Below are 26817 nucleotides of genomic sequence, written 5' to 3'. Positions count from 1 at the left end.
TGCAATGATTTCAATACTTATTGTGGATGATGATCCTTTCATTCGTGAGAGCATGAAGGTTATACTAGACCTCGACACGGAGTTGACGGTAGCAGGCACTTGTCAGGATGGACACGCCGCCTATGAATTCGTGCAAAAGCAGCCCGTTGATGTCGTGCTCATGGACATGCGGATGCAAGGCTGCGATGGCGTAGAGGGAACGCGATTGATTAAGTCCCTCCCTAACGCTCCTGCGGTGCTTGTCTTAACGACTTTTGACGACGATGCGTACATTGCCGCAGCCATACGGAATGGCGCTAACGGATATTTGCTCAAAAATGTCCCGCCGAGCCGAATCATCAGCGGCATCAAGACGGTTCATGAAGGCTCCCTGCTCATCCACCCCGACATTGCCCGCAAGCTGGCTGGCATGATCGGCTCTACGACAACAGATGGTTCAGCCGTTGTGAAACCACCGATTGGCGGAGAGCGAGAACGTGATCTGAACCGGTACGGTTTGACCGCTGCCGAGCAATCGATTGTCCGGCATATTGCAGACGGCTTATCCAACAAAGAAATCGCAGCCGCCCTTTATCTCAGCGAAGGAACTGTAAAAAACTATATTACCGAAATATTAGATAAGCTGGAGCTGCGAGATCGAACACAAATCGCTATTTTTTATTTGAAATTACCTGGATAAATGGAATTGGAGTGAACAACAGCTATGACAACGACCACTACAACGACTGCACTGCCCGTAGCACAATTGAGTGAGGCCGGCTTCGTGCCAGCTGACTTCGCAACCTTTACGATCGACGGCTTGGAACAGCGTATGGCTGCCATCCAGTCGCGCATTCAACCGAAGTTCCGCGCGCTTGGCGAGCGGCTTACGCATGAGTTGATGCCTGCTGCAGGGGACGAGCTGTTCCTGCACATCGCGAAGCATGCACGCCGGACGGTTAATGCGCCGAAAGACACGTGGATGGCGCTGTGCAATAACAAACGCGGCTATAAGCAGCACCCGCATTTTCAGCTCGGCTTGTTCGATGATCATCTGTTCCTGTGGATGGCGTTCATCTATGAGCTGCCGAACAAAGCGGAGATTGCTTCCAAGCTGCTTGGCGAGCTGGATACGGTCATCCGTACGGTGCCAACCGACTATGTCGTATCGTTCGATCATATGAAGAAGGACAGCATGCCTGTCGCTGGTATGACGGAGTCGGACTGGCGTGCTGCGTTGACCCGCTTCCGCGATGTGAAATCCGCGGAGCTGCTGATAGGCCGTCACATGTTGCCAAGCGATGCGACTGTGCAGAGTGGCGAGAAGCTGCTGGCGACAGCCATCGAGACGTTTGAGACGCTAATGCCTTTGTATAGAGTGGCGATGAGGTAAAAGTCGGTGACTCGCAAGCTCGTCCGCTCGGATCACACTGCGCAGGTAAATGTTCAAATTTGCTTCGCTTGGGTCACACTACGCAGACAAATGTTCTTACGATCGCTGTTGTAGCCAGATTGCATTTATTTAATAAGATCGCTACTAGGTAGCAATCCGGCTACAAAGGCGACCGCTGTCGCTTCTTCAGAATCATTTGTCCGCTTCGTGTTCCCCTATTTTTAGCTCGCTATTAACATTTACCTGCTCCGTATGATCCTCGCTGTTGCTCCCCGGCATCAGCGTGGGGAGGGGAAGATTTAAAAGCGCTGCTGGCAATTCGCCGGCAGCGCTTTTTTAATGGATTAAGCAGCTCAATGATTTCGTAACGGATGCAGCAGCGCTTATTCGTGGAATAACGCGCATGCATTGATGCTAGCGGTTGTGGGCGAGCTTATTTAGGCTGGTAGACGTGCATTGAGCAGCAAAATTACGTAATAGTCTCGTGGGCAACCGTTAGATATTCAATCGACGCGATTAGATCAGAATAAGTGCTGTGGCAAACGTTAGCGTTTACTCCACTTAACCGTTGTCTAGTAAATCAAATCTTCTCGGATTGCGATGCCATGATGAGTGCAGTAGTTGCGATATTTCTTCAGGACGGTGTAGATGTCGTCTTGGCTGGTGATTTGGTTGTCGTCGTCGAAGTATTGGAGCGCGCCGCTCAGGATAAATAGAGTGACGACTTCCTCGTCTTCCGTAATTAAGGTATGGATGTCTCCCGGCGGTTCGAACACGAAGGTACCTGGTGTCGCGACCCATGAGCGGTCTTCGTAGCGCCATCTTCCTTGTATGTTGTAGCCGATTACGGATCCGCCTGTGTGGCGATGTTTGCCAAGCACCTGATTGCTCTTGATTCGGAACAAGTAAATCCATGTCCCCGTGTTCAGATCAAAGCGAAGCGGCTTGAAATAGCAGGATTCATGGTCTGTGAAAGGAACCCAAGGCAGCTCCTCAATGTTCACGACCCGCTCTGGCAGCTGGAATCGTTCTGCAAGCTGAATCACTGCCTCATCAATGATGTTAGTCATTCCTATACCCCTTTCTTGATTCTATTAGTTGTTCGCGCAGCATCTGCATGCTTTCGGCTATGGAGCGATGTGAGGTGTCGATAATGATAGGTTTGCGATCCCATGCTTCATAGTCTCGATTAACGACTTGTTCCCACGTAGGGGGAACTAATCCTGGGATATCTATGATTCGCGTCGTAACCCGACGCTTGTGCTCTTCCTTGTCCGAGCAGATGACCTCGATTTCTACATACGGAAGTTGAAGTGACTCCGCTACCTCTCGCCATGCTTGTCGTGTCATTGGAATGGGATTAACGGTGTCTGCTATGACATCGAGACCTAACCGGAGATTGTGCGACGCAAGTCCATAACAGACCATATAGCCCTCAGGCCCTTCCACTCGAATCCCCGCATCTCGCATGGTCTGTTCTACGACATCAACTCGCAAGTGCACCGCCCGGAGCTCTCGTGCTAAAGCAGTTGATAATGTCGACTTACCAGCACCAGGTAAGCCGCTGAAGATATAGAGCATTTCGTCTGCCTCCCTTACCCTGCGCTGCACTATGAATCCAAGTGTACACCATTATTTTCCTTTACTACAATTCATTTCGACTGCGATCTACTTAATAATGAAAAAGAGTGCCCCTGATGATCGGGCACTCTCTGCATTCAACTCCAAGTTGGAGCTTTTAGTTTTGCACAACTACGTTAGCTGCTTGCTGTTTTTGTGTTTGTGTTGCATCGCTGCGCTGCTTGCGCGATTTCATGAAGAAGAACAGCTCGTAGATACAAGGCACGATAATGAGCGTGAGCAGCGTCGCTGCCGTCAGACCGCCGATTACGACGATCGCAAGGCTTTGCGAAACGATGCTGCCGCTCTCATGCGAACCAAAGATCAGTGGCAGCATCGCGCACACCGTTGCGACTGCTGTCATGACGATCGGACGCATACGCGTTGTTGCGGCTTCGATCAGCGCTTCGCGGATCGTCATCGTTTTCTCGTTCTGCTTCACGCGGTCGATCAATACGATCGCGTTCGTGACGACGATACCAACGAGCATGAGTCCACCGAATGCGGCCGTAAAGTCTGGCGTAACATTACTAATAATCAGACCGATAACGGCACCAATTGCTGCGAGCGGCAGGGAGAACAGAATCGCGAGCGGTGCGCGAAGCGTTTTGAACGTCAGCACCATAATCAGGTACACAATGAGAATCGAGATAAGTGCTGTCACTGCAAGGTCAGCGAAGTCGCCCGACTGGTCAACCGAAGCGCCGCCAACGATCAGCTTCACGCCATCTGGAATATTCAGCGCGTCCGCTTTCTTCTGAATATCTGCACCTACTACGGACAGCTGCTTCGGATCTGCAACTGCTGTGATACGTACATACGGTTTACCGTCCTTATGGTAGTACATGCTCGGCTCTTCCGTCTTCACGAGCTTCGCTACTTGCGCGATCGGCGTAGGTCCGCTATCCGTCATCACCGTTAGGTCTTTCAGATTTTGTTCCGTCTCCGGCTTAATCGTCGGCTGCAGAACAACCGAGGAATCGTGGCCATCAATATTCAGCGTACCGATCGGCATTGGATTCAGCAGCGCTTGAAGCTGCATGGCCACGTCTTGACCACGCGCTTTGAGCGGATCGATATCGAACGTGTAGACCGACTTCTTCTGTTCTTGGTTGCTGGATACTTTTAGTACGTTATCTACCGTTTTGATTTCTGCCATAAGGCTCGTTGCTGCAGTGCTAAGATCATCAAGATTGTCGCCAACGACATCGACGAATACGGACGAACCGCTGCCGCCAGTCATTAGGCTGGATGCACTTGCTTGAATTTCGCCGTTATCAAGGCTGGCACTTTGCGCTTTGATATCCGACATCAGCTTCTCTGCATCTGCTCCTTCTTTCACAAAAACCATATACGTAACAACAGTTGGCGAGGATACACTGCCATACTGTGCACTGTCTGAGCTGTTGCCGTATTGCATAAATTCTTTGTCAACCGATTGGTTGCCGATGATATATTGCTCCAGCTTGTTGCCGTTGTCCAGCACCTTCTCAACTGTCGTATCACTTGGATATTCCAACGTTACGTTCAGCATGTCTGCGCTGGAGGAATCAATAGCACCTTTCGGCATGGCTGCATAAGCACCAAGCGATCCAGCGAACAGAACGACTGCGATAAGCAGCGGGACCCATTTGTGCTTCAGATTCCAACCAAGGAATGCAGCGAAGCGCGGCGAGCCTTTATGTTCAACGGCCTTCGTGTTGCGAAGCAGAACAGCGCTAAGTATAGGTACAACTGTCAATGCGACGAGCAGCGATGCAAGCAGCGAGTAACCAACCGTCAATGCGAATGGCAGCAGCAGTGCTTGAAGCGAGCCACGAAGCAGTGCCATCGGCAGGAATACCGCTACCGTAACGAGCGTCGAAGACGTGATGGCCGTCGATACTTCTTTCGTCGCATCGGCCACGAGCTTGAACGAGAAAGATTCCTTTTGCAGCCTGCGGTAGATGTTCTCGATTACGACAATACTGTCATCCACGAGACGGCCGACTGCTACTGCAACGCCGCCAAGGGTGATGATGTTAAGCGATACGCCAGAAATTTGCAGCAGGTATAGTGTAAGGCCAAGCGACAACGGAATCGAAACAATGGTAATGAGCGTTGCGCGGAAGTTGCGCATGAATACGAGAATGACAATCGTGGCGAACAGAGCGCCCATCAGCACCTCTTGCATCATGCTGTTGACCGAATCAACGACCATATCCGACGTGCTGATCAGAATGGATGCTTCACTATCTTTATAGGTGGTATTGAGCTGGTCCACGATTTCTTGAACCGACTTACCAACCGTTACAGCATTCGCATCCGCAGCTTTGGATACGGTGAGCATAATCGTATCTTTGCCGTTCATACGACCGATGCTCTCCTGTTCCTTCGCCATCTCAACGGTTGCAACATCGCTAAGCGATACGCCTTGTGCAAGCGGCAGTTTGCGAAGCGTCTCCAAATCATTAATCGATGCGACGACGTTCACGTTGCCTGCAGCACCGTCGATATTTTGCTGACCGATGGATGCCGATGCACCACGGCTTTGCAGGAGACCCATAATAGCTTGGACCGTCAAGCCATTGTTAGCAAGCTTCGCAGGATCAGGTGTAATCGTAATTTGAGGCGCAACACGGCCGGATACCGATACTTGACCCGCACCGTCTGCTTTTTTAATCTCCGTCTCGATTTCGTTGATACGCGCTTCTTTCTCCGCATCCGTCATCGTCTGATCAAACGTTACAACGACCCATGAGATCGGAATCATCGATGTATCGAATTGGACGACGAACGGCTTCATGACGCCATCCGGCAGCTGCACATTCGCCACGCTGCGCTCGATCTCCGCCTTCGCATCCTTCATATTCGTCTTCGAATCGAAGGCAACCTGAATGCTCGCATATCCGTCACCAGTTGTCGAGAACATATCAGACTTACCCTTCGTGAATTGAACCGCCTCTTCAATCGGCCCTGTAACTTGCTTCTCTACCGACTTGGCATCATAACCTGGTGCCAGTACAGTTACAGCCACCTCGGGTTGATCGATCTTAGGTAAAAATTCCATTGGCAGTCTCGCATAACTAATCGCGCCTAAGCCTAGTGCCATTATGATTAGCAGCACTACAGCCGAGCGATTACGAAACGCCCACTCTGTCAACTTACTCATCTCTATCCATCTCCTTTAATTTTCCTCTCTCATATCCATTAGCAATCATACAGGAGAGCATGGAAGGGTCGAAAACGTCCGAAGTCGGTTTTCCGACTCGTCTATGGTTGGAGCTTCCACTCCGTCTTAAGACCGATGGAAAAATGAGTGATTACTCACTACTCAACAAACAAGAAGAGGTATATAATGGGAGTGAGTAAACACTCATTTATATTGGAATGGAGTGAACCTACGATGGGCGCACCTCTGCAGAACAGCCATCCGCCAGCCATTGTCCTACAGGATGTATCTCGTTCTTTCAATCATCGAACGATTATTAACAATGTGTCTCTTACTGTGCAGCAAGGGGAGTTGTTTGGGCTTCTAGGACCTTCCGGATCTGGAAAAACGACGCTGATCAAGCTGATGACCGGCATCGATCGGACGGACAGCGGTACGGCGCACATGTTTGGCGTTACCCTTCCGAAGCTCGAGATGCTCCATCGATTCGGATACATGGCGCAGTCTGATGCACTGTATATGGAGCTGTCTGGCCGCCAGAACATGGCTTTCTTCGGCAAGCTGTATGGACTGAAGCGAGCAGCTCTGCAACAGCGAATGGAAGAGGCTGCAGGTCTTGTCGATCTGACGGACCATCTCAATAAACCTGTAGGCGCTTACTCAGGAGGGATGAAGCGAAGGCTATCGCTGGCCATCGCACTGATGCATCGTCCTTCCCTGCTTGTACTCGATGAACCAACTGTCGGAATCGATCCCGTCCTTCGCCGATCGATCTGGCAGGAGCTGAAGCAGCTAACTGAGCAAGGCACAACGATTATCGTGACGACTCACGTCATGGATGAAGCAGAGAAATGCGATCGACTTGGTCTCATACGAGAAGGCCGGTTCATCGCAGTCGATTCCCCTGCTAATCTACTTGCACAAACGGGCTGCAGCAGCATTGAAGAGGCTTTCATTGCTTTAGGCACCCGTATGGAAGGTGGGGCGGTATCATGAAAATCGGCGCATTGGCACTGCGCATCATTCAACAATTTGTGCGGGATCGCCGTACGCTCGCGCTGCTGTTCGTTGCACCTTTGTTCGTGCTGACGCTTATGAAGCTTGTGTTCGATGGTCAGAACGTAGCGCCAGACATCGGTGTTGTTGAGCTGCCTTCGACCGTAACGGAGCAGCTAACATCCGCTGATGCGGATCTCGATACCTACACAAGCATCGATAATGCAATGGCTGATTTACGTGGAGGAAAGTTAGACGCCGTTCTGGCATTTCAGGATGGGAAGCCATCCCTCACCCTCGAGGGCAGCGATCCAACAATGAATAAAGCAGTACTGCTGCTCATACAGAATACGCTGCGCAATCAAGTAAATAGGGATGCCACGCCAGTCGTGACTTATTTGCACGGCACAGCAAATATGGCGTCCTTCGATTCTTTTGGTCCCGTATTAATTGGCTTCTTCTCCTTCTTCTTCGTCTTCCTGCTTGCAGGCGTCTCTTTCCTACGCGAGCGAACGAGCGGCACGCTCGAACGACTGCTTGCGACGCCGATTCGCAGACATGAGATTGTTGCAGGTTATCTCGCTGGCTTCGGCCTATTCGCACTCTTACAGGCGACACTTATTGCTGCTTATTCTGTCAAAGTGCTTGACATGTATATGGTAGGGTCGATCGGCTACATGCTGCTGATCAATCTACTGCTTGCACTGACGGCATTAACGTTAGGAACGCTGCTTTCATCGTTCGCGAGTACCGAGTTTCAAATCATTCAGTTCATTCCAATCGTGATCGTACCGCAAGCGTTCTTCAGTGGACTGTTCAATCTGGAAGCCATGAATCCGTGGCTGCAAAAGTTAAGCCATATCATGCCGCTCTATTACGGAGCCGATGCGATGCGGGGCATTATGATTCGAGGAGAAGGCTGGGGCGATTGGAGTGTGGATGTTTATGTATTACTTGGCTTCTCCGCTTTGTTCGCACTATTGAATGTATTAGCGCTGCGTAAGCATCGACGGCTATAACGGAGTTAAGGAGTGACGCTTACTTGGAACAACAACCTATCGATGAGTGGCTCAAGGAGCTGATGCAGCAAGAAGATCCTGAACGGAAAATGACCGATAAGCAGGCCCGAATCGTCGCGGCTGCCGCAGAGATTTTCGCCCGCAAAGGATTCGCAGCTGCTTCTACTAGCGAAATCGCACAGCAAGCTGGCGTTGCTGAAGGGACGATTTTCCGTCACTACCGGACGAAGAAGGATTTATTGCTGTCCATTGTCGCACCCGTTATGTCGCGTCTGGTCACGCCTTTCGTTCTGCGTGATTTCGGCCGGGTATTCGAGGATCGATACGACAGCTTTGACCAGTTCCTTCGTGCCGTGATCGAGAATCGAATCATTTTCCTAAAGAAGAACATGTCTATTCTGAAAATATTCGTGCAAGAGGTTCCCTTCCACCCCGACCTGCAGGAGCAGTTCCAGAAGGTCGTCATTAAGCAGGTACTCGCCCGAATGACCGTTATCGTCGACCGGTTCCGTGAAGATGGCATGCTCATCGACCTGCCTTCTTCAACCATTATTCGGCTAGCCGTCTCGACGATGATCGGCTATGTTATCGTTCGTGCCATGTACGGCGAACAAGAAGGCTCTCAGTGGGATGATGAGAAGGAACGGCAAGCGACGATTGATTTTATAATGCGAGGGCTTGCCGTTCCTGCTCCCTGAACAAAAGACGTCATTTACTAATGAAGCTCCCTTAGAACAAACGAACCCCCAGCTGCATGAGATACACCGGAGGTTGTATCCATGCATGACAGGGGGTGCTCGCATCAAACGAAAAGACAGCGGCTGCCGCTGCGTTCCAGACCGCCTACAAATTGCTGTACCATCGCTTGCTCTTGTTGGATCGATTGCTCGTGATACTTCATCAATACATCCAATAGTTTGATATCACGAGTCACGTTATATTTCAGTACAATATTTTGAAGCAATATGCACTGCTTTGCAAGCTCGTTCAGCTGCGTCTCCAATTGTCTATTAACCTGCATAAACGACTTGGACGTCAAATAATGATACAGCTTGCATAAGACCACTTTATGATTATACATCGTATGATATCTTCTTAAATCGATCTTGGAGCGGTTCGCGCCGACTTCCCGCAAATCGTCGATGAAGAAAGAATAAATATCGACTCCATATATGAAGGCTTGGCGATCGGCATGCTCATACCAATGCCAGTCATACTGAAAGCCGTTATGAATAAATCCCCCTTCTTCGGAGAAGCCGGTTATGATACCGTACATAGATGAATCCGTACCGCTCGCATACTCTTGCAGCTTCTTGATGATTCCATTGATATTGATACCTTCTTCTTGTCGGTCCTCTGCTACCCGAACCTTCATTGCACGCTTTAGCTCCCGCTCTTCAGAAGCTCTCCGCGCCTTCTCCATCTCCGCGAATCCGATCTCGATGCTGACATATTTGCCTGAAACAAAATTGTCGGCAGCATAAAATACCTGCTTGTCTAAATTATAGCCGTACACGATGCATTCATGATTCTTATGCGATATGCCGTATACATCCGTTGCTGCGATAAAGTAATGATCCAAATGAATGATCGCGTAATAACCGTCATTCATACAGGCAGTCAGCAAAGGGACTAATTCCTGTGACGCACATTCTCCTGTCATATCGATACATTCCAAGAAGGGGTAATTTCGGTATTCCGCTAAATATCGGCTCCCGTTGGCATACATCGTTCTGCAGCGGTAATAGTCAAAATAATCGCCATCGCAAAAATCCAGGTAGTTGTTATCCTTGCAGTAAGCTAATCGAAGAAATCGCCCATAGATCCATGGTTCAAGGTCTTCATACTGCGATATAATGGCTACAATATTGGCGTGATAACTATACGAATCAATAATTGGCTGCTTGTTGAACGGCAAACCTATATCCATCATGGCACCTCCTGGAAACAAGCGCCGGCAAGCTGACCTTGCCTGCTTATCCTTTCGGACGTTACTCCGGTTTCACTCCCACTATTTTGATCCACGTTTGTTTGAACATCAGCTCATTTCCGTCCCAGAAGGGGAACATGCCTGTTGACGGTTTACTTGCGTCTATATCCTCGATCAACCGATCGCGAATATCCGTTCCCGTTGCCGCATCCGTCTTGGTCAGCTCCAGCCAGCTCGTTACGTTCACGTTCACCGTAACGGTCTCCGCGACGATCCCTTCGAATCCAGCCTGTTCGAACATTGCACGCAGCCTCGACTGCTTCAACGCGAACGTATGAGAAGGATCTCTTAACCGCTCGAAGTGGTTGTAATTCTCGTACAGCTCGTCATCGTCAGGCGAGATCATATCGACGACACAGACGAACGAGCCCGCTTGGCATACGGTTTTCATCTGCTGCAATACGACATCTGGCCGTAAGAAATGATGGAATGCAAATCGGCTGACTACGAGATGAAACGACTGCGGATCGAACGGCATTTGCTCGACATTGCCTTGGCAGAATTGAATGTTAGTTACGCCCTTCGCCTCGTTCTGTCTCTGCCCTTCTCGAATCATATCCTCCGACAAGTCCATTGAAGTGACCTGTTTGACATGCGGAGCGATCGCACGGCTAAGTATGCCTGTGCCTGCCGCAACATCCAGCACATTCATATCCGGATGAAGCTGTAAACGGTTCAGAATCCATTGGAGATACTCTTCCTTGTTCAACGTAAGCTGCTGATTCGAGAAATCCTTAGCCTGCTTGCTGAATTCGTCGCGAATTAATTGTTCGTGCTTCATACTGCTCGCACCTGCCTCCTCAAAATTGCCTTGCGCCTTGCACAACCTATACGTTCAAAGAGCGCTGCTGCAACAATCCGGCAAACACATCCCATAGCTTCCCGACCGAGGAGAATGTATCCTCCGTAAGAAGCTCCGGCGCGACCTCCACGCCGAGAAGCTCCTCCAGCTCGACCAGCAAATTAATTGACGACATGGAATCAATCCCAAGATCCTGGAAGCTCTCGGAACCCGTTATTTCCACTTTGCTTACTTTCACATATTTATCCAAAACCTGCTTATACCGTTGATCCAACCTCAATCTTCCCTTCTGCTCTTACTAGCGTTATCCGGGATGCGGATACGACTTCATCGCCATCGCATACAATCTCGATCGGCGCCTCGCGGCTCAGAAACCCGATTAAGCTGGCAGTCAGCCCATATGCGCCAACATTCGTTATCGTCATCAGATCCCCCGGCCTGGCCTCAGGAACATTGCCGTCTCTAACAAAGTAATCGAGCGGCGTGCATAGCGGTCCTACTACGGTCGCTTTCTCGTCTTCCGAACGAGAGGCATTCGTGCTTGCAGGGATGAAATCCATGCCTACTTTCGGAATTCTGCCTGACCCGGTCATGCCCGATAAGTGGTGGATGCCTGAATCCAATATGGTAAACTTGCTGCCGCGGCTTATCTTTACATCTTCGACCGAACTAAGGAAAGTGCCGGACGGCCCTACAAGATATCTGCCCGATTCGAATGCGATCTGCGGGCTTCCGTTCCTCCAGCCAGGCAGCGCTTCGTCCAAATATTGTTCCAGCGGTGCCTTAATGCCGGAGAAATCGATACGTTCTCCGATTTTGGCGTATAAGGAGCCGAAACCTCCGCCAAGATCCAATAGCTGTAGATCAATTTGTAAGGCTTCAGCCATACGAACAGCCGTATCGATCGATTGGATAAAGTTCGTTAGCAGCAGCTCGGGGGACGAAATATTCGAGCCGTTAAAAATATGAAACCCGATAACGCTAATCGCTTCGGCGCGAACTGCATCCCGGTATTCCCGCAACAGAATATCCTCGTCGATGCCGAACTGGGACGATACGCCGGTCATGCTGAGACCGGACCCGGTTATGGAGTAGCTCGGGTTCACCCGAATGATCGCTTGCAGCTTCACGCCATGCTTAACCGCTAACTCGGACAGCTTCGCCAATTCACGAAGGGATTCCACGGAGAATAGCAGGATTCCGTGCTGAATGGCCGCCTCCATCTCCTTTATGCTCTTCCCGGGGCCTGTATAAATACATTGACTCGGTTCGAAGCCTGCCTGGGTCATTGCAGCTGCCTCGCCGACGGAGGATAACTCCGCATGGCATCCATGGGCCGCCAGTCGCGCTGCAACGCCGGGATGCGGATTCGCTTTGAAGGAATAATAGATGACGCTTCCTGCTGGGAGCGCTGATTTAAGCGCATCGCAGGACCGATCCACCTCTTGCAATTGATAGATGTAAGAAGGAGTGCCGTACGAATCCGCTAACGTTCTAAAGTCCATGCTTGACCCCCTCTATCCAATCCCTAAGCTTCTTTTTGTCGTACTTGCCGTTGCCGGTTATCGGGAATTGCTCCAACAACACGATGTGTTCCGGCATTTTGTAGCCCTCTAACAGATCGCTTAGCCGCTCGCGAATATCGGCAACCGTTAATGTCGAGGACAAAATCAGCGTCGCCTTCTCCTCCCCTTCGGGAGGGATCAAGGCCGTGCGAGTTACGCCGGGAATGCTGCCCGCCGCCTGCTCCACTTCGATTGCGCTTACGCGAAAGCCGTTCTGCTTATAGATGTCGTCGTTTCTCCCGTGGAAGTACAAATACCCCTCTTCGTCCATCGAGCATTGATCACCGGTAAACAGGCACCGCTCCCCCTCCGTGCCCCACATGCGAAAGCTGCGATCTGTCTGGTCGGGGCTGTTCCAGTAGCCAGGCGTGACGTGCGGACCCTTCACTACAAGCTGACCTACCGTTCCGAACGGCACAATGCTGTGCTGCTCATCGACGATATAACATGCAGTTCCCGGCAATGGCTTGCCGACGGACTTCGATTTGCGGCTATAGTCAGCCGGATCAAGAATGGATACTCTCTTGCACTCCGTAAGTCCGTACATAACATAGATCAAGCAATCCGGCAGCATTTGCTTCATACCCATGATGTAGCTGTCGGGAAGTCTTGCTCCCGTATTTGTAATCATTCTAAGCGCGGACAAGGAAGAAGCATCTCTTCTTCCCATCGTAAGCAAGGAATGAAACAAGTTCGGCAATGCCGGCAAGCATGTTACCTTCCACGCCGACAATCGTTGAACGATATAAGGGCCTGTATCCGCTGGCGAGCCTAATGCTACTGCAGCGCCTACGTTGAACGCCAAGAAAACTTGATATAAACCGTAATCGAACGATAGCGGCAGGAAATTGCCAATGACGTCGTTTTCTCTATATTGCAAGCATTGTTGAATGGCGTCCGTAGAGAAGGCGATATTATCATGGGTCGATACAATGGCTTTCGGCTTTCCAGTGCTGCCCGACGTATAGATCAGGCAAGCCGGCAAGCTGCCAGCGTACGTTTCCCCCGTCAACTCATCCCCCGCGCATTGGGTCGCAGCTTCACGGATGTCCTGAATCGTGTAAGACTTAATCGACTGAAGAGGAACTGAAGGCTCCAATGTCTGGGTATTTGCGGTGATCCAAATTTTCGGTTCAGCATCCATCAAGATATGCTCCAAGTTTCCTTGCTTGGTTTCCTCATGGACAGGGACGAATATGGCGCCGATCCGGGAAGCGGCAACAATAAGCCCCACGAGAGGTACGCTGCTTGGAAGCTGCAGCACAATCCTGTCTCCTCTGCACACGCCTTGAAGCGCCAGCCATTCGGCAAGCCGCAGGCTGTACCTCTGCAGCTCGTAATACGAAATAGATTCCGTTCTACTAATGACGGCGGATTTATCCGGAATCCGTTCCGCCGTTCTATCCAAGCGTTGATGAATCAACATATACAAAAGCCCGCCTTTATCGATGTGCTGGCAATATGTCCCGTCTACACTTTGCGCAACACGGATGCTGTCCAGACATGCGGGCCGGAGAAGAATGCCAAGAGATTGGTACCGCTGCCCACCATGTTTTCCTCATCCATGTCTTTTAAATTAATGAACACATCGCCTGCCGGACAATGAGAAATTCTTTGAATATTACTTGTGTAAAAGCGTTCATACGGAATATCCCAGTACTCCGACATATGCCGCCATATTAACGTATCGTGGTTATTACACAGAACGTGGCTGATTTGGCTGCGATGCAATTCATTCGTTGCAAGGCACGCGTCGATTACTTTTTTTGTGTTCAGTTTGAAGCTCTTTAACATCCGCGGACGATCGTTAGCTTGCGTGCAATCCCACAGGCTGGCATCGTAATACTCCGTAAACGGCTGAATCTCATAGTCATATCCGTCCCGAGATATAACGAAGCTTACTGCCGCATCGCTGCGTGCGTAGAATGGCCCGATTCTGCCTATTCCGCGGCTCTCGGATATTTTATCCGCGCTAATCACAAGAATGTCTCCGCCGGTCCGTTCGTCGAGCAAAGACATTGCCGCTCGCGCGGCGCCTGCGACGGTTGCGCAATTCTGCGCGAACATTCCGAAGAACAAGCAGTCTTGCAAGCCTAAATGATGCATCAACTTCCCACCGAAATCCTTCTCGACAGCCAGATCCTCCGAATAATGCGATACCGTCGCGAAGATTACCTTGACAATACGTTCCTTCTTCACCCTTTTGTCCGCCAAGGTTTGCCCGGCAGATCGGAGAGCCAATTCGAACAGCGATTCATCGGATTTCAAATAATGATGAACACCATGAATCCGCCTGAATTGCGGATCGCCCAGCGGAGTCTCCTGAATACCCGGAATGTTTCCGATTTCCTCCTGCTCCCCGATAGCGTAGGCCAATCCTTTAAGTCCTGCCTGTGCCATACGATTATATGGACCTCCAATATTCGCGGATTACTTGCCCAGCTTTACTGCCAGCAGTTCCTGATACATGCTCTCCATCGTATAGAACGTGCGTAGCTCGTATTTTTCCAACGCGATTTCTTCTCCCCGCAGTTCCTCGAGGAACATAATAATATTGACCATATTCATAGAATCCACGTAGCCCAGCTCGAATAGATTGTCCTGCGGCTCAATCGCAGCAATGTCCTTGCTCGTGTTCAGCTCTTTGACGTATGCGGTAAACTTCTCATAGAATGCGATGCTATCCATTAATCATCACCATAGCCCTTCTTAGTGGTCTCATACGGAGGCGGTCCTATTGCTGCCTTTCACGCCAAAGAAGTCGCCGCCCTTAAACATTTGATTGTCGGTGCCCCAATGCATCGTCTTATCCAGCTTCTTCAACAACGGAATATGCTTGGAGCAGTGAATATACGCTTCTTCGACGGATACAACGACCCACCGCTCCGCGAGGGTTCGCGTTTTCTCGTCAAGGCTGCGGATGCAGCCGGTGTCTGCCACCGCGGCAAGAAATGCTGCATTCTCTACGATTTCTGCCGTTCCGTTCACATGAAGCCCGATGCAATGTTGGAAGAAGTCAATGAGCATTAGTCCCACATGCGGGTTCTCGTGAATGTTCCCTAAGCTGGCCAATACGCCGTTGCCTCGAAACTCCGGATATGCAATCGTCTTCTCATCGACGACAACGACAAAGCCGGGCATTCCTGTGCGCAGCGATATGTCACAGTTGCCTTTGCTATCCGCCGTAGCTATAAACATGATCTCTTGCTCTTTAATAAACTCCGCCATTTGGTCATTTACATAAGACAGCATTTGATTCGCATAGAAAGCATTGGCTCTTGCAGAAGTGTTATATTTCGCTTGAAGTTCGCGTTCTCCTAATGAGCTCAAATGAAATCTCCTCTCCTAAGAGCCGCTGAAGTTGGATTTCATTCGAAGCTGGCGCGGGAATCGGAGAATCCGTCCCTCTACGATCGGCAGTTCGTCATGCAGCAGCTCGATTTCTCCGATACGGTCGAAGAATATCTGGAATGCCTCATAGAATTCTCTCTCCGCCAAGAACATTCCGATGCACTTATGGCGCCCAAGCCCGAATGCGAGATTGTCGTTATCGTTTCTGAACGGCTTGTACAGCTCCGGCTCTTCGTATTTCGATTCGTCTCTGCTGGAACTCGCCGTAACCAATTGCAGAATTGAATTTCTAGGTATCGGTGTACCGCCAAGCTCCGTGTTAGCCGTAACGATGCGAATCGTAAAGTGCATCGGAGGCTCCCATCGAAGCGTCTCTTGGATGGCAGGACGCAGCTTGGCATCATCGGCCCGAACCTGCTCCATCACTTCCGGGTGCTTCAGCAGCGTAATCATCGTATTGCAGATCGTCGCGATCGAAGTATCCGTGCCTGCGGTAATAAACAACAGAATATTCCGAAGAATTTCTTGACTCGTAATGTTTCCGTTCGGTTCTTCCGCAACGATTTGCGCCGCTACCGAATTCGGGTTACGGACTGCCTCTGCGGATGCAACCTCAAGAATATATGCGATCACCTCGTCCATCGCTTTTCTAGCTTCCGTAATGTATTCCTTAGGCTGCTCAATGAATAGGATGATTGGCAGCAGCCGTTCTCTCAGCCAAGCCAAATTGTCAGTCGGCAGCCCGAGCACTTTCAGAATGACGCGCGTTGGAATGGCAAAGGCGAAATCGTTAACAAAGTCAAAGTCGCTTCGCTTGGACAGTTCGTCGATCACATCGTTTACGACCGGCTTAATAATCTCGTTCGCGTAGCTGTCAATTTTTTTGGCAGAGAAAATGTCGGAGAAATACCGACGAATGCGATGATGGCTCTCCCCATCCATATCAAGAATGGTTGAACCGAACACATGCTTCGTCATTCGGAACGGATGATCCACCGTAAAGGTCTTATCATCAAGAAGCACTTTTCTAATATGGCTGTCCTTGAGCAGGAAATAGCTTTTATGCTTATCCGAATAATGCACCGGATCGTTCTCTCTCAAATGTTGGTAGATAGGCCATGGATTCGTTTGAAACTCATGGGAATCAATATCGATAATTTTCATGATCGCAGCTCCGTCCATTCTTCAGATTGGTTGCACAAGCGCAAGTTTGCTAAGCGCCGCTTTGTCGATTTTCCCATTCAATGTGTACGGTAACGCTTCCACAACAAGCAATTTGTCGGGAAGCATATACTTGGGCAGCTTACTGGAACAGAATACCCGGAGGGCGGTTTCGGTAATTGTATGGTGCTTATCAACCGTAACGAAGGCAATAAGCTCGTCCTTCTGCCCCTGTTGCACAACGACTGCCACATCCAATATAGCCTGATGACACGCGATAACCCTCTCAATCTCCTCTAGTTCCACTCGGTTCCCCATAATTTGAACTTGATTATCGGTTCTGCCAGCGTAGTACAAACTTCCGTCGTCTCCGATATAGGCCAAATCCCCCGTTCTGAACACGCGCTCGCCAGCATGCGGCCGCAACGGATGGGCGACTAATGCCCGATTCGTCCTCTCTTCGTTCTTCCAATAGCCGGAGAACAAGGAAGCGCCTCTTACATACATCTCGCCGATAGTATTCGGCTTGATTATCGGCTGCTGGTTGTTGTCGAACAGCAAAATCTCCGCTCCCGGGTGAGCATATCCGATCGGGATATTCTCCGCGTTACCAGGGATCGGATTAGGAACGTCCGTGAATGAACAAGCAATAGATTCCGATTGTCCAAAGCAATTAATGATTTGGTCAAGATTAGGAATGGCCCTCTGCAGCATTCTCAGATGGTTAATCGGGAATTTTTCCCCCGCGAACAGTATTTTCCTCAGATGCGTCAGCCTGCTCAACTCACCAAGTCCGTAATTGCATGTCGTGCTCCAAATGGAAGGAACGCCGTTCATCTGATAGACATGATGGACAGATAAGAAGTCGATCAATCTCTTCGGATGATGCACGAGCACTTGAGGAACCTGTACCAGCGTTCCGCCGCTCCCGAAAGCCAGCCCCATATCCAATAGGGAGAAATCGAACTGCAGCGGAGCAATCGTGCCGACTCTTGATGAAGGAGGCAGCTTACAGTAATCGACCAAGCCTTTAAAAAATGCGATTGCAGCCCGGTGGCTCATCATGATGCCCTTCGGATTACCCGTCGTACCCGATGTGAAAATAATATAAGCCAGATCCGTATCCAACAGGCAGCCTGCGGATGGCGAATCACTTCTCTGCCATCGGTCAGGACACGATAACGCAAGCTCATCGCCTTGAATAATCGCGACTAAACATTCAGGCTCTAGCGCTTGGAAAATCCGCTGCGATGCCGCGGAATGGACATATAGCTTCGCCTCGGTTTGCTCGATAATATTCTCGATGCGCCCAGTCGGCGAATCGGGGCTGACCGGGATGAACACGGCCCCAGCCATCGAACAAGCGATGATCAAACAGACAGCTTCAGGACAAGGCGCCGAGTCGATGATAATCCGGTCACCGATGCCGATTCCCCACTCCAACAATTGCTCTTTATAATGCTCCGAAACTCGCCTTACTTCTGCATACGTGAGGCGATGTTCGGAAGCTACGATCGCTAATTGATCGCCTAGCTTATCTGAATGCTGCATCCAATAATCATGCAGCAACCTCGGCTCCCATGAATTATGCTGTGTCCTCATCCTTCCTAGTTAGCAACGTTTCATTGGATTTACAGACTACTCACAAAATTACCTTAGTTTTCTAGCTCTTCCTGGCTAGTCTATAGTAATATACTGGAAATTGAAGGAGTATGGCACAATATAAAGAAATAAGCACTTTTCAAAACTACATTTATCAAGAATTAATAAAAGTGTAAATTCAAGTAAATTGAACATATTGACAGCTGATTGAAAGTTATACTAATGTAGCTTGTATTGGTAACCCAGTAATTGGATATACAGCTCGGAGCATGTGAACTTCCTCTTCCTTGGCAGGTCGGTATCTACTTCACATCATGCGAGGTGTTAATCGTTGATTCAGTTGTTGCGGCGCTTCTATACGTATGCCAAGCCTTACAAGGGATTGTTCTACCTCGATTTCTTCTGCGCCGTGCTATGCGGTGCATTAGAGTTGTCTTTCCCACTAATCGTCAATTACGTCATCGACGATCTGCTTCCTAGCGGAGACATTCAGTTGATTCTATGGGCTTGTCTCGGATTGCTCGTCGTATATGGCATCAGTTCGGTTCTTCAATATGTATTTACGTACTGGGGGCATCAGTTCGGGATTTCGATCGAAACGGATATGCGCAGGAAACTGTTCGACCAATATCAACGGCTTTCGTTCCGATTCTACGACAACAATAAGACTGGTAATTTGACAACCCGAATCACGAACGACCTCTTGGATATTGGCGAGCTGGCACACCATGGTCCGGAGGATATTTTTATAGCAGGAATGACGCTGGTTGGTTCGTTTACCTTAATGATGTATATCAACTGGCAGCTGGCGATCATGACGTTTATTATCGTTCCGCTGCTGCTATGGCTTGCCGGACTATTCTTCCAGCGAATGACGCTGGCCTATAATCATATGTTCTCGGATATTGCTAGCATCAACGCAAGAGTCGAAGACAATATTGGCGGCATCCGTGTCGTGCAAGCATTCGCGAACGAGGCATACGAGAAATCGCTATTCGCCGAGAATAACAAGAAGTTTTTCGTGACCAAAATGAAGGGCTATAAAATTATGGCCAAAAACTTCTCGATCAGCTATATGCTGACCCGAATGGTTTCTGTTTTCGCGATGTTATGCGGCGCGTGGTTCGTCATTAACGACAAAATGAGCTACGGTGAGTTTATCAGCTTCCTGCTCTTGACCAATCTGTTGTATCAACCGATTAACAAATTGAATACCGCATTAGAGTCGTATACCAAGGGAGTCGCAGGCTTCAAGCGCTACCTGGAGATTATCGACGAGGTGCCTGATATTAGGGAAGCTCCCGATGCCATTAACCTCCCTAGCGTCAGAGGGGACATCCATTATAAAAATATTACGTTCGGATACGAAGGCCATGCCAACGTACTGAGCAACGTCAGCTTCTCGATCAGGGCCGGAGAAACGGTAGCCTTCGTCGGACCTTCCGGCGCAGGCAAAAGTACGATCTGCAGCCTGCTGCCGCGATTCTACGATCCCGGCCAAGGCGTCATTACGCTCGACGGCATCGACATCAAAGACTTGTCGCTGAATTGCCTGCGTACGAATATCGGCGTAGTCCAGCAGGACGTCTTCTTGTTCTCCGGTACGCTTCGGGATAACATCGCTTATGGCATGTTGAATGCGGGGGAAGCCGAAATCTGGGAAGCGGCACGAAGAGCCCGGATCGACGACTTTATTCGATCGCAGCCCGACGGGCTTGATACGGTCATTGGCGAGCGAGGTGTCAAGCTCTCGGGAGGACAGAAGCAGCGGGTTGCTATCGCAAGAATGTTTCTAAAGAACCCACCTATCTTGATACTCGACGAGGCGACGTCGGCACTCGATACAGAAACCGAGCTGCTCATTCAGCAATCGTTGGATGAGTTATCGAAGGGGAGAACCACATTAATTATTGCGCACAGACTGGCGACGATAAAGAACGCCGATCGTATTATAGTCGTAACGGATAAGGGAATCAGCGAGCAAGGGCATCACAATGAATTGGTCACCGGCAATGGATTGTACAGCCGGTTGTACACCGCCCAATTTAGAAGCGGTTGATTGTGGATTATGAGGGAATAGGAGCTGGCCGAGCATGACATGTACGTTGATTTGCTTCCCCTATGCGGGAGGAACAGCTTCTGTCTTTAAAGAATGGGGGCATCTGTTAGGTCCGGATATACAGCTTCTAAGCATCGAAATGCCGGGGAGAGGAACGAGGTCGAAGGAAAAGCCTTGTTCGACCTTGGCAGAGGCTGTCGACGATGTCATGACTCGGATCATGGCAGCGCTTGGGGGCGGCAGGGCGCCTGTCGTTCTATTCGGACACAGCATGGGCGCATTGATCGCGTACGAAGTCGGACAACGACTGTTAACGTCAAATCAAGGCGCGGATCTGCTTGGGATTGTAATGTCCGCCAAGAAGCCGCCGCACCTACCGCTTGAGCAGATTGTACATGAGCTGCCGGACCAACTTTTCAAAGAGCGGATTATTGCTATGGGAGGCATCCCCCGAGAGCTCGAAAGCGTACTCCCTTTATTCATCCCGATGCTAAGAAACGATTTCCGAATGGTCGAGCAATACGAGGCTGCTGACACGAACAAGCAGCTAACGTGCCCCATATACACGTTTCGAGGCATTCACGATGGGCTAATGTCGGAGGAAGAAGTAGCCGAATGGGGCCAATATACAGCCCATAGCCTGAAGAGTTATAATTTTGACGGCGGCCACTTGTTCATTAATCAATGCGCAGACGAAGTATGCCAAGCATTAAAAGCTATCATATCCGCCATTAAGCGATAACTTCATTACATGTATCCAGATTAAGACAAGCTCCCCGATAGAAGTCAGGGAGCTTGTCTTTTCTATTTAACCCTACGGGTCCCTCATGTCTTGGAAAGCTTAGCTGCCTACTGTTTCCCTCTTTTCAATATGAAAAACCGGCTCGATATGTCCTCGCAGGGACATCCGAGCCGGCTTCTGCTAAGCCTAGGTGCGATTATGATGTTCTATTCCTAAGCCGCCTCTACGCCGTCTTCGTATGCGGATCATGCGCATGCTGATGATCCAGCCGTCTAAACTGTGCAAGAAGCGCGAGTGCCGCTAGCGATAGAACGCCGCCAACGACGTAGGGCAGCTGTAGATTCAAGCCGAACAGGAATGCGCCCAGCAGCGGGCCTGTAATCCGGCCGAGGCTGTCCATGGACGAGCTGAGTCCCGATGCGACACCTTGTCCGACCGTCGTCTTCTGTGTAATCAGCGAGGTCACGCAAGGCCGAATGAGTGCGTTGCCGATACCGAATACGGCGAGCGACATCGTTGCCCATCCGAGCGAATGCGAGAACAGCAGCAGGAAGAAGCCAATCGCCGAAATAATTAAGCCAAGCATAATGTACTTCGGCTCCTCGCCTTTCTTGATTCGTCTGCGAACGACGCCACCTTGGATGAGCGCGCCAACAAAGCCGCAAATGAAGAACATGAAGCCTACCTGCCCTGGCGTTACATCAAAACGCTGGATTCCAAAAAACTGCAGCGTGGCTTCCATGCCTGCAAGCGAGAACGACACGACATAAGCGAGCACGTACAAATATTTGAGCGGCCCCGTGAACGCCGTCCAACGGGAAGGCTTCTTCTCCGTTGCGGAACGTCGGCGCTCTGGCGCAAGCGATTCGCTCAGCTTCGCCCATGCGAGCAGGAATGTGATTGCGGCCAGGCCGGCTGCAACATAAAACGGCGTCTCCAGCGACACCTCGCTGAGCAGCCCCCCGAAGCCGGGCCCGATTGTAAAACCAAGGCCGATCGACATACCGACGAGCCCCATCCCTTTCGTCCGCTGCTCCGGCGGTGTAATATCCGCAACGTAAGCGACAATTACCGATGTAACAGCACCCGAGAACAAGCCGCCTAATACACGCGAAGCATACATAAGCGGCAGGTTGCCTGGTGCAAGACCAAATAACAGGAAGCTGACAGCGAAGCCCAAGACACCGGTTAAAATGACCGGACGACGGCCAATTCGGTCTGATAGTCCGCCCCACAGCGGGGATAGCACGAACGAGACAGCCGAATAGATAGCGAGCATGAACCCGGTATGCAGCTCTGCTGACCCCGTGTTTGTCGCCAGGATGAGCTCCGGCATAACCGGTATAATAATGCCGAAGCCAACGAATGTAATCATAAGCGTTGCCATAACGATAAGCAGACGTTTGTCTTTCATTTGGTCAATCCCTCCATCTGATTATCGTACCATAACAGCCGACTTGCGTGTAATGAACAAATGAAGAACGAACAGCGTCACAAGCACGACACCACTCACGAGGAACGGCGAGTGCGGCCCGTAGGTGTCCCACATTTTGCCCGACAGAATCGAACCAAACACCATGCCTGCGCCTTCAATCGTTAAGAAAAAGCCCCATACCGCGCCCCGTTCTTCCTTCGGAATCGCCTCTGCAATAAGCGCGTTCCAAGAAGGGATAATAAAGGCATAGCTCAAGCCAACGAATGCGACAACCGGCAGCACGAGAAGAATGTCTCGTGTATAGCCAAGCAGCGTAAGCGAAATAGCCGCACATGGGAACCCGATATGCAGAAACCATCTTGTGCCGTATTTGTCTACCGCTTTACCGACAGGCATGAGGCCAAGCACCGTAAAGGCGCCGCCTGCAAGCATGTACAAACTGTATTGCGCAGGTTCTAAATGCAATACCGTACGCGCGTAAAGCGTTAACACAGGTACAAGTAAGCCTAATGAGAAGTTCTGCATAAACATCGCGGGATAGAGCAGCTTACTGGCGTGCATGGAACTGCTCACTTTGGCCAAATAAGCCCGAATCCGCTCTCCCATTGGTCGAGCGTGATGTCCGCGATCCTTGTCTGAATGCTCCTCGCGTCCCTCGATCGCTCTGGACTGCTTCCGTCCAGGAAGGAAGATCGTTACCAATATTGCAATCACCATGAGCACGATGAGCAGCTTAAACGCCGGCTCGTATGTATGAACAATGAAGAAATTAATGACAATCGGTCCTGCCCCAACCCCTGTCAGCCAAGCCATGTAGACGACACTCATGATCGTGCCGCTTGCTTCAGATCCAGCAACAGCTGTCGCTCCTGTAATCACACAAGGCCATAAAGGGGACGTACCAACGCCAATTAACAAGCAAGCGCAGATGATCCAAGGCATATCATCCGTGACGGCTACGATGATAACAGCCGCGAATGTAAGCAGCACGCCAGTCAGCATAACCATTCTGTAGCCGACTCTGTCGATAATCCAGCCAAGCGGACTGCGGAACGCATTATCTCCTATATATTGAAGCGCAAGCGCCCAGCCGACCGCATAAGCCGACAATCCAAGCACCGTGCCCATATAGACAGGGAGAATGGAAACCATAAGCGCACCCTTCACGAACTCAACGAAAAACATAATAATAAGCAATTGAATAACAAACGGGGAAGTCAGCACTCTTCTTCCTGTAACAGCGGTACTTATCGACATGTGAAACTCCTTTCCTAAATCCAAGTTCAGGTTGCTGTCCAACCAGCTGTCAGCCACCGGCCAAAAACTTGCTTGCATTCCCCCCTGTTTTTGCTATACTCAACTTTGTTTGTAACTACGAGGCTAGATGAAAGGCTGGGATGAAGCGATGGATCATAACAAGACTCCGCTCTTCAGTGCGCTTCGCCGCCATGCGGAGCAAAATCCTTTACAATTCCATATTCCCGGACATAAGAAAGGCATGGGCAGTGACCCTGAATTCCGGGATTTTATCGGTGATAATGCGTTATCGATTGACTTAATTAATATCGCACCACTGGACGATTTGCATCAACCGACAGGCGTTATCGAACAATCGCAAAAATTGGCAGCAGATGCCTTCGGAGCCGATTATACCTTTTTTTCCGTCCAAGGTACAAGCAATGCCATCATGACCATGATTATGTCGGTATGCGGTCCCGGCGAGAAAATTATCGTGCCGCGTAACATACATAAATCGGTTATGTCCGCGATCATTCTCTCTGGTGCTCGCCCTGTATTCATCTCGCCTGCCCGTGACAGCAATCTCGGTATTGATCACGGCATTACGACCCGCTCCGTACGCCGCGCGCTGGATAAACATCCGGATGCGAAAGCTGTACTCGTGATCAACCCGACGTATTATGGCATCTGCGCTAACTTGAAAGAAATCGTAGATCTGGTCCACAGCTACGACGTGCCTGTACTCGTTGACGAAGCACACGGCGTGCTCATTCATTTCCATGAGAAGCTGCCAATGTCCGCTATGCAAGCAGGCGCCGATATGGCTGCAACAAGCGTGCACAAGCTGGGCGGTTCGATGACACAGAGCTCCGTGCTGAACGTTCGCGCCGGTCGTGTAAATCCTACTCGCATTCAAACGATTATCAGTATGCTGACGACTACGTCGACTTCGTATATTTTGCTTGCTTCACTCGATACTTCCCGCCGTCACCTTGCTCTCAACGGACATGAAATGGCAGAACGTGCGATTGAGCTTGCCCAATACGTACGCGCAGAAGTGAATAAGATTAAAGACCTGTACTCCTTCGGTGAAGACATCCTTGGTGGAGAAGCAACGTATGACCATGATCCAACCAAAGTAACGATCCATGTCCGCCATCTCGGCATTACGGGCTACGAAGCAGAGAACTGGCTGCGTGACCGTTACAATCTCGAGGTTGAGATGAGCGATATGTATAACATTTTGTGCCTGATTACGACTGGAGATACCCAAGAAACGGCAGAGAAGCTCATTCATGCCCTTCGCACCATGTCCGACGAGTTCCATTCGAAGGGCGAAGTGAAAGAGCTTGTGGTCAAAATTCCAGAAATTCCGCATTTGGCGCTCACGCCGCGCGACGCGTTCTACGAGGATACAGAAGTTATTCCGTTCAAAGAGTCGGCTGGACGCATTATTGCAGAATTTATTTATGTTTATCCGCCGGGCATCCCGATTCTTCTGCCAGGTGAAGTCATCTCGCAGGAGAACATCGATTATATCGTCGATCACGTGGAAGTCGGATTGCCAGTCAAAGGTCCGGAAGACCGTACGATTCAATTCGTGAAAGTAATTGCTGACGAAGAAGCGATCTTCTAATCGTTAGCTTGGTGAAAGGAAAGCCGTCCTGCAAATGCTGCCTTCGTGCGCGCTGCAGGGCGGCTTATTTGTGCATGCAGCAGCTGTCATTGTCAGCTTTTCCCTGGCCATGCTATGATGCTTGTAGGAGGTGTGCGAAGATGGGGAATCACGCTTACATTCGGCTGGTTCAAGGCTCGGCTGCTCCGTCAGGCATCACATTAGATGAGCTGGAACAATCGCTGGAATTGTATCAGGATGCGTTGAAACGAACGGGTCATCAGCTAAATTGGGAGTATGAAGATGCTGCATTTCCTTACACCATCGAGAAGGTCGTCGAGCCTTCCAGCAGTGAGCCGACATGGCTGTACTTACGAGGCAAAGCTTCCCGCTATCGACATATCGCGTTAAACACGATAACTCCAAATGAACAATCTGAAGCTGGCAGCTGTCCAACGGTACAGATCGTCCTTCCGAATGGTGCAACGCATGGCGATAAGAGCAAAGCTAACGAGCTATGCCGATTTATCGCACAACGGCTGAAGGCCGAACTGACGCTATTTAACGGACGTGTTATGTATTTCAATCCACGCAAACTATAGACATATCAGTACGAAAAAAACCGCCTGCAGCAGAAGCCGCAGGCGGTTTGTTACGTTCGTTACTATTCTTTGCTGTTTTCTGCAGCAGCAATTTCTTCGTAAACTTTCGTAACGCGATCCCATTCAGCATCATCTTCGATGCCAACGAGGAACGCTTCTTCGTTCTCTTCTTCGATACGGAAGATGAGACCGTCTTCTTCAGGATTGTTACGGTCGATCAGAACAGCGTATACTTGCTCTTCCGATTCAAACGTGTAGACCATTACCATCTCACGCTCTGTACCGTCTTCATCCGTCATTACAAATACATGCTCTTCATGCTCATGATCGTGGCCGCAACCGCAATCATCACCATGTTGATGTTCGTGTTCGCTCATGTGTCTTTACCCCATTTCGCTCATTAATACGCCGTTAGGCGCATATACCCTCGTATCGTAACATGTTCGCCCCATGTGGTCAAACGCAAAACACCGACTGAACAGAGTCAGCCGGCGCT

25 protein-coding genes are annotated in these 26817 nt (G+C 50.1%); 9 read left to right on the top strand and 16 right to left on the bottom strand.

Going from position 1 to position 26817, the window contains the following annotated elements:
* Window positions 1-4 precede the first annotated feature (4 nt).
* Together DFQ01_RS05310 and DFQ01_RS05305 are read left to right on the top strand one after the other, a co-directional pair.
* The gene (locus DFQ01_RS05310) at window positions 5-679 is read left to right on the top strand and encodes a response regulator transcription factor (protein WP_110042852.1); all 675 of its coding nucleotides are present in this window, start codon (window positions 5-7) and stop codon (window positions 677-679) included.
* A gap of 24 nt (window positions 680-703) precedes the next feature.
* Window positions 704-1372, top strand: coding sequence for a DUF1054 domain-containing protein (locus tag DFQ01_RS05305; RefSeq protein WP_110042851.1), 669 nt, complete (start codon window positions 704-706; stop codon window positions 1370-1372).
* Between the two features lie 572 nt (window positions 1373-1944).
* Here the strand turns inward: DFQ01_RS05305 and DFQ01_RS05300 are convergent.
* The 3 genes from DFQ01_RS05300 to DFQ01_RS05290 form a co-directional block, all read right to left on the bottom strand.
* Window positions 1945-2442: a 2,4'-dihydroxyacetophenone dioxygenase family protein gene (locus DFQ01_RS05300; protein ID WP_110042850.1), complete on the bottom strand. Its 498-nt coding sequence runs from the start codon at window positions 2440-2442 to the stop codon at window positions 1945-1947.
* Entirely contained in the window at window positions 2435-2953 is a 519-nt protein-coding gene (locus DFQ01_RS05295) for a P-loop nucleotide/nucleoside kinase family protein (protein WP_110042849.1), read from the bottom strand. Before DFQ01_RS05295 ends, DFQ01_RS05300 begins: the two co-directional genes overlap by 8 nt.
* 157 nt (window positions 2954-3110) lie before the next feature.
* A complete protein-coding gene (locus tag DFQ01_RS05290) occupies window positions 3111-6143 on the bottom strand; it encodes an efflux RND transporter permease subunit (protein WP_110042848.1) in 3033 nt (1010 codons plus the stop codon).
* A gap of 234 nt (window positions 6144-6377) precedes the next feature.
* Between DFQ01_RS05290 and DFQ01_RS05285 the strand changes: the two genes are divergently transcribed.
* The 3 genes from DFQ01_RS05285 to DFQ01_RS05275 are packed head-to-tail and all read left to right on the top strand — an operon-like array spanning window position 6378 to window position 8856.
* Window positions 6378-7139 carry an ABC transporter ATP-binding protein gene (locus DFQ01_RS05285; protein WP_110042847.1) on the top strand — a complete coding sequence of 254 codons (762 nt, stop codon included), beginning with the start codon at window positions 6378-6380 and terminating at the stop codon, window positions 7137-7139.
* Entirely contained in the window at window positions 7136-8158 is a 1023-nt protein-coding gene (locus DFQ01_RS05280) for an ABC transporter permease (RefSeq protein ID WP_110042846.1), read from the top strand. The genes DFQ01_RS05285 and DFQ01_RS05280 overlap by 4 nt, the downstream gene beginning before the upstream one ends.
* 23 nt (window positions 8159-8181) lie before the next feature.
* A complete protein-coding gene (locus tag DFQ01_RS05275) occupies window positions 8182-8856 on the top strand; it encodes a TetR/AcrR family transcriptional regulator (RefSeq protein WP_245946549.1) in 675 nt (224 codons plus the stop codon).
* Window positions 8857-8960: 104 nt separating this feature from the next.
* On the opposite strand, the gene DFQ01_RS05270 is transcribed toward DFQ01_RS05275, so the two are convergent.
* The 10 genes from DFQ01_RS05270 to DFQ01_RS05225 are packed head-to-tail and all read right to left on the bottom strand — an operon-like array spanning window position 8961 to window position 18596.
* Complete coding sequence (locus DFQ01_RS05270) at window positions 8961-10091, bottom strand: hypothetical protein (protein WP_146216837.1); 1131 nt, start codon at window positions 10089-10091, stop codon at window positions 8961-8963.
* A gap of 58 nt (window positions 10092-10149) precedes the next feature.
* The gene (locus DFQ01_RS05265; RefSeq protein WP_110042844.1) at window positions 10150-10929 is read right to left on the bottom strand and encodes a class I SAM-dependent methyltransferase; all 780 of its coding nucleotides are present in this window, start codon (window positions 10927-10929) and stop codon (window positions 10150-10152) included.
* A gap of 46 nt (window positions 10930-10975) precedes the next feature.
* Window positions 10976-11224 carry a phosphopantetheine-binding protein gene (locus DFQ01_RS05260; RefSeq protein ID WP_245946548.1) on the bottom strand — a complete coding sequence of 83 codons (249 nt, stop codon included), beginning with the start codon at window positions 11222-11224 and terminating at the stop codon, window positions 10976-10978.
* On the bottom strand, window positions 11208-12455 hold the full coding sequence (locus DFQ01_RS05255) for a type III PLP-dependent enzyme domain-containing protein (RefSeq protein WP_110042843.1): 1248 nt from the start codon (window positions 12453-12455) through the stop codon (window positions 11208-11210). The genes DFQ01_RS05260 and DFQ01_RS05255 overlap by 17 nt, the downstream gene beginning before the upstream one ends.
* The gene (locus DFQ01_RS05250; protein ID WP_110042842.1) at window positions 12445-13941 is read right to left on the bottom strand and encodes a class I adenylate-forming enzyme family protein; all 1497 of its coding nucleotides are present in this window, start codon (window positions 13939-13941) and stop codon (window positions 12445-12447) included. The genes DFQ01_RS05255 and DFQ01_RS05250 overlap by 11 nt, the downstream gene beginning before the upstream one ends.
* A 44-nt stretch (window positions 13942-13985) precedes the next feature.
* Entirely contained in the window at window positions 13986-14915 is a 930-nt protein-coding gene (locus DFQ01_RS05245; RefSeq protein ID WP_110042841.1) for a beta-ketoacyl-[acyl-carrier-protein] synthase family protein, read from the bottom strand.
* Between the two features lie 30 nt (window positions 14916-14945).
* Window positions 14946-15203 (bottom strand): acyl carrier protein, encoded by a 258-nt coding sequence (locus DFQ01_RS05240; RefSeq protein ID WP_110042840.1) that lies wholly within the window; start codon window positions 15201-15203, stop codon window positions 14946-14948.
* 30 nt (window positions 15204-15233) lie between these two features.
* Window positions 15234-15845, bottom strand: a complete 612-nt coding sequence (locus DFQ01_RS05235; RefSeq protein WP_245946547.1) for a pyridoxamine 5'-phosphate oxidase family protein — start codon at window positions 15843-15845, stop codon at window positions 15234-15236.
* 15 nt (window positions 15846-15860) lie between these two features.
* On the bottom strand, window positions 15861-17030 hold the full coding sequence (locus DFQ01_RS05230) for a cytochrome P450 (RefSeq protein WP_174812425.1): 1170 nt from the start codon (window positions 17028-17030) through the stop codon (window positions 15861-15863).
* 21 nt (window positions 17031-17051) lie between these two features.
* A complete protein-coding gene (locus DFQ01_RS05225; RefSeq protein ID WP_174812426.1) occupies window positions 17052-18596 on the bottom strand; it encodes an AMP-binding protein in 1545 nt (514 codons plus the stop codon).
* A gap of 373 nt (window positions 18597-18969) precedes the next feature.
* Here DFQ01_RS05225 and DFQ01_RS05220 point away from each other — a divergent pair, with 373 nt between their 5' ends.
* Both DFQ01_RS05220 and DFQ01_RS05215 read left to right on the top strand, forming a co-directional pair.
* On the top strand, window positions 18970-20688 hold the full coding sequence (locus tag DFQ01_RS05220) for an ABC transporter ATP-binding protein (RefSeq protein WP_110043254.1): 1719 nt from the start codon (window positions 18970-18972) through the stop codon (window positions 20686-20688).
* Window positions 20689-20722: 34 nt separating this feature from the next.
* On the top strand, window positions 20723-21430 hold the full coding sequence (locus tag DFQ01_RS05215; RefSeq protein ID WP_110042837.1) for a thioesterase II family protein: 708 nt from the start codon (window positions 20723-20725) through the stop codon (window positions 21428-21430).
* A 223-nt stretch (window positions 21431-21653) separates the two neighbouring features.
* On the opposite strand, the gene DFQ01_RS05210 is transcribed toward DFQ01_RS05215, so the two are convergent.
* Both DFQ01_RS05210 and DFQ01_RS05205 read right to left on the bottom strand, forming a co-directional pair.
* The gene (locus tag DFQ01_RS05210; RefSeq protein WP_110042836.1) at window positions 21654-22844 is read right to left on the bottom strand and encodes an MFS transporter; all 1191 of its coding nucleotides are present in this window, start codon (window positions 22842-22844) and stop codon (window positions 21654-21656) included.
* 21 nt (window positions 22845-22865) lie between these two features.
* Window positions 22866-24122, bottom strand: coding sequence for an MFS transporter (locus DFQ01_RS05205; protein ID WP_110043253.1), 1257 nt, complete (start codon window positions 24120-24122; stop codon window positions 22866-22868).
* Window positions 24123-24270: 148 nt separating this feature from the next.
* On the opposite strand from DFQ01_RS05205, the gene DFQ01_RS05200 reads away from it, so the two are divergent.
* Together DFQ01_RS05200 and DFQ01_RS05195 are read left to right on the top strand one after the other, a co-directional pair.
* On the top strand, window positions 24271-25740 hold the full coding sequence (locus tag DFQ01_RS05200; protein WP_110043252.1) for an aminotransferase class I/II-fold pyridoxal phosphate-dependent enzyme: 1470 nt from the start codon (window positions 24271-24273) through the stop codon (window positions 25738-25740).
* Window positions 25741-25880: 140 nt separating this feature from the next.
* Window positions 25881-26321, top strand: coding sequence for a DUF1885 family protein (locus DFQ01_RS05195; RefSeq protein WP_110042835.1), 441 nt, complete (start codon window positions 25881-25883; stop codon window positions 26319-26321).
* Window positions 26322-26383: 62 nt separating this feature from the next.
* On the opposite strand, the gene DFQ01_RS05190 is transcribed toward DFQ01_RS05195, so the two are convergent.
* A complete protein-coding gene (locus DFQ01_RS05190; RefSeq protein ID WP_110042834.1) occupies window positions 26384-26698 on the bottom strand; it encodes a DUF1292 domain-containing protein in 315 nt (104 codons plus the stop codon).
* Window positions 26699-26817: the final 119 nt, after the last annotated feature.

It is taken from the genome of Paenibacillus cellulosilyticus, assembly GCF_003182255.1.
Lineage (GTDB): Bacteria > Bacillota > Bacilli > Paenibacillales > Paenibacillaceae > Paenibacillus_T > Paenibacillus_T cellulosilyticus.
Note: the sequence above shows the minus strand (reverse complement) of the source record. Positions and strands in the feature narration are given on the sequence as shown.